Raw genomic sequence first — 3,345 nt, 5'->3', positions numbered from 1 at the left:
CTATTATCAATACGAAACGATGGTCTAGTTTTATTTTACTAATATATAGAAAAATAAAACCAACGAGAAAACCTATCAATGACAAAGACAGCGCTGATGGCATATAAAGTGATAGTGGAAATTGTCTCGTAAGAACAAAACAAAGGAAAAAATATAGTAAGGCCAAAATACTTTTCTTGACTTCAAATGACTTAGTTGACATTTAGCTTGCCGGCCTTACCCATGAGGCCATCTTTGATAGCAAGTATCACATTTTTAAACCTACTTACTCTACCTTTAAACAATAGTAAACTTAACAAGATAGAAGTTGGTATTATCACCAAATTTCTTAGTTTCCAATACAATGGGACATAACCCCTTTTTACTAATAGTAAATAGTTACGTAGTATGTAATAAGTCCTAACAGGTGAGCTCTCCGTTAGTCTAAATAGCTTAAAATCAAAAGAGCTCTCGCCAAGCACGTGTTGCATTACCGTATCTTCGTCAATATATACATCATACCCTTTACTAATTGCTCTCCAACACCATTCATGATCTACTGCATCGATAAAAAGACTGCTTTCCATTAAACCTATGACATTTAGAGCATTGTTATTAATCAATTTTCCTGAAGCTATGATTTGATTAACTTTTGTAAGGTTATCCTCTTGTTCAACATTGAGCATTACACGTGAACGCATTTCTTTAGAACAATTTAAGTCATAAACTCTTGGACCTATACAAGCAGCTTTCGGAGTGTTATCAAGTTTAGCTGTCAAGTTATTCAACATAGTCTCTGGGACATTACTATCTTGATCAAACAATATAGAGTACTTATAACCCCGCTGTAATGATACTCTAAAGCCAATATTTTGAGCCTCGGCTATACCTAGATTTTCACCATTTGAAATAACTTCTACATTGAGTCTAGACAAATCAACAATTTCCGGAGTATTATCGATAATTAGGACATCAGAAGAGTGTCCCAACACTTCACACATAGAAACCAAATGTTCTATATTTGGATAGTAGCAAATTACGATAGATAGTACGTTTTTTGACATAACTTGATTATAAGTTCTTTATTATATTAAAAATATTTTGACTCGAAACCCCAGAGTCAAACCTTTTGGAAAACTGAAAAGCATTATCTCGAATATCGTTCAAAGTATCTTTATGTTTAGATATATACGAGATAACGTTAGATAAAGACTCAGTATTATTTTCTTCATATAGGAATCCATTCTCTCTATCAGAAATTAATTCAGGGTTAGCTCCCGCGTTACTGGCCACCATAACTAAACCTGCCGACATCCCCTCAATAGTAACTCGACCAAAAGCTTCTGCTCTAGATGCAACGATACCAATATCATAACTTCCTCTCAATGAATCTATATCTTCTCTAAAGCCAAGAAATGAGATATTACTTATGTTGTTTTTTCTCACATAATCAATAAGATACTTTGCATAACTAGAATCAATATCTCCAGCTATCGAAAGAGTACAGTGAACTCCAGTACTATTTAACAAGTTTACCACGTCGATTACAAACTTCTGGCCTTTACCTTCAGAAATGGTTCCCACAATTAGTAGCTTAAGTAAAGGACCATAATTCTTTGACTCGGTCAATTCAACGCTAGGAAATTTAACATCGTCGTAAACTAAACAAAGCTTTTGAGCATCGACATGCTTGGCTAATTTACCTTTGAGAGCCTTCGATATTACAATTACTTTCTCTGATGAGTTCAACCACTTGTGAAACTTTTTCTCTCCAATCGCATGTTTACAATTTTGGTCTTCAATACCGAACTCTCTTACATGCCAAATATGTTTGATTCTCAGTAACTTACTTAAGAAATAACCCGCATAATTATCTGAAGAATTAGAATAGATCACATCAACTTTAAGAGTATTTACTTTAGTTAAGATACTTAGCACTGAAAAATACGTAACAAGCGATTTCAATAACCCTTTAAATCTATACGTTAGAGCTTCTAAATTTCGTTCAGTTAACGGATGACGCCCTCCATAAATTCTAGATTCGATGGATTCTATATTCTTTTTTTCTAATAAATCACGTAAGCCATCGTTAGTTTTCGGAATTAAAGCGAGAAGCTTAATATCTTCTTTTATTAAGAGGTTATCTATTATATCCAACATTGAAGCCGTAGCTCCGCTTCTAGGCTTAGAGTCATGAAATACAAACAATACAGTTTTCATTTCTAGCCTCTCTTGTAACTTCTGAGAAAATCAATAGATTTCTTTCGATATTTATCTAGTAGTGTATTACTATTTTCAAAATTAAGAGATATTTTTTTAAGATCGATATCTGATAAGCTTTCGATATGCCTTTCTGAAAGTTCTACTTTTCGTAATAAGGATTCACTTCTAAGATCTGTGTCATTATTAAACTTTATTGTAAAAAAGGGAACTTCGTTGATTATAGAGAAAACAGTTCCATGAAAAGATGTTGTAATAATGAAACTAGCGTTTGTAAATAGCTTAATAAAATCATTTGGAGAGGCCCCCGTTACACTGTCCTTTCTAGTATAACAGTCAGTCCTAGATGATAAATATATTACTTTTAAACCTAACTGACTTGATATCATATCACTTACTTGTTGAGTCAACTTATGCCCATGAACCTCATAAATTAGCAGGTAAGGCTCCTCTGGTAGGCGAAATGAAGCGCTCTCAGCCAATGATAACCACTCACGCTTGGAAAGTAGCAATGTTGGATCTAGGTTAACTTCTGCTCTCATTTGACTAATAGAACTAATATAATCTGAAAGTTCGCCTTCACGTACACCAATGCCATCTAAGTTTTCTAAATACTTGATGAAGTCACGCTCTTCTCCAGCATTTAGGTTAGACGTCCCCATACTAGCAGCGTAAGAAATTGTATGAACTGAACTCAAGTCTTCAAAAATGCCATAGTAATGTTTATCTACACCATTGGTGTATGAAGCATTCCAAATTTGGTCACTCCCTAGAAATAAATAATTGAATTCACCTTTTGGTTCGTGAACATTGATTTCTTCTTTAATAAATTTTTCAAAAGCTAGAAATCTAATCTTTTTTCTCTTGTAATCAAGGATTAAGTGAGCTAGATCTTTAACATATCTAATAAGATTAGAGGTAGTAATACTTTTAGGGAAACTTGGATATAGATTATATCCTCGACTTATCGATTCCGGTTGATAATCAATAAAAACGGGGTCATAACTTAATTTTTTTAGAGACTCTTTCAACGCATACGCTTGGAGTAGCGCACCATAGTTATGAGCACGATGATATGTCACTATTCCACATTTATTTTTATTCATTATTTGACTCTTAACAATTTAATTCTGGACAAAACAATAC

The 3,345-nt window shown here is 33.5% G+C and carries 3 protein-coding genes; all 3 read right to left on the bottom strand.

The annotated features are described in order from the left end of the window. Positions 1 to 191: 191 nt before the first annotated feature. The 3 genes from AB4517_RS21910 to AB4517_RS21900 are packed head-to-tail and all read right to left on the bottom strand — an operon-like array spanning position 192 to position 3,305. Positions 192 to 1,043 carry a glycosyltransferase family 2 protein gene (locus tag AB4517_RS21910; RefSeq protein ID WP_372149966.1) on the bottom strand — a complete coding sequence of 284 codons (852 nt, stop codon included), beginning with the start codon at positions 1,041 to 1,043 and terminating at the stop codon, positions 192 to 194. A 7-nt stretch (positions 1,044 to 1,050) separates the two neighbouring features. Further along, on the bottom strand, positions 1,051 to 2,199 hold the full coding sequence (locus AB4517_RS21905; RefSeq protein WP_372149964.1) for a glycosyltransferase family 4 protein: 1,149 nt from the start codon (positions 2,197 to 2,199) through the stop codon (positions 1,051 to 1,053). A gap of 2 nt (positions 2,200 to 2,201) precedes the next feature. Further along, a complete protein-coding gene (locus tag AB4517_RS21900) occupies positions 2,202 to 3,305 on the bottom strand; it encodes a polysaccharide pyruvyl transferase family protein (protein WP_372149961.1) in 1,104 nt (367 codons plus the stop codon). Between the last annotated feature and the right edge of the window lie 40 nt (positions 3,306 to 3,345).

Origin of the sequence: Vibrio sp. 10N.222.52.C3 (assembly GCF_041474195.1) — a bacterium.
In the GTDB taxonomy this organism is placed as follows: Bacteria; Pseudomonadota; Gammaproteobacteria; order Enterobacterales; family Vibrionaceae; genus Vibrio; species Vibrio crassostreae_C.
The sequence above is the reverse complement of the archived record's forward strand: the minus strand, read 5'-3'. Positions and strand labels throughout refer to the sequence as shown.

What these genes read in the sequence shown, in the direction of transcription:
- AB4517_RS21910 (WP_372149966.1), bottom strand. Translation starts at nt 1,043, where the DNA reads ATGTCAAAAAACGTACTATCTATCGTAATTTGCTACTATCCAAATATA.
- AB4517_RS21900 (WP_372149961.1), bottom strand. Translation starts at nt 3,305, where the DNA reads ATGAATAAAAATAAATGTGGAATAGTGACATATCATCGTGCTCATAAC.
- AB4517_RS21905 (WP_372149964.1), bottom strand. Translation starts at nt 2,199, where the DNA reads ATGAAAACTGTATTGTTTGTATTTCATGACTCTAAGCCTAGAAGCGGA.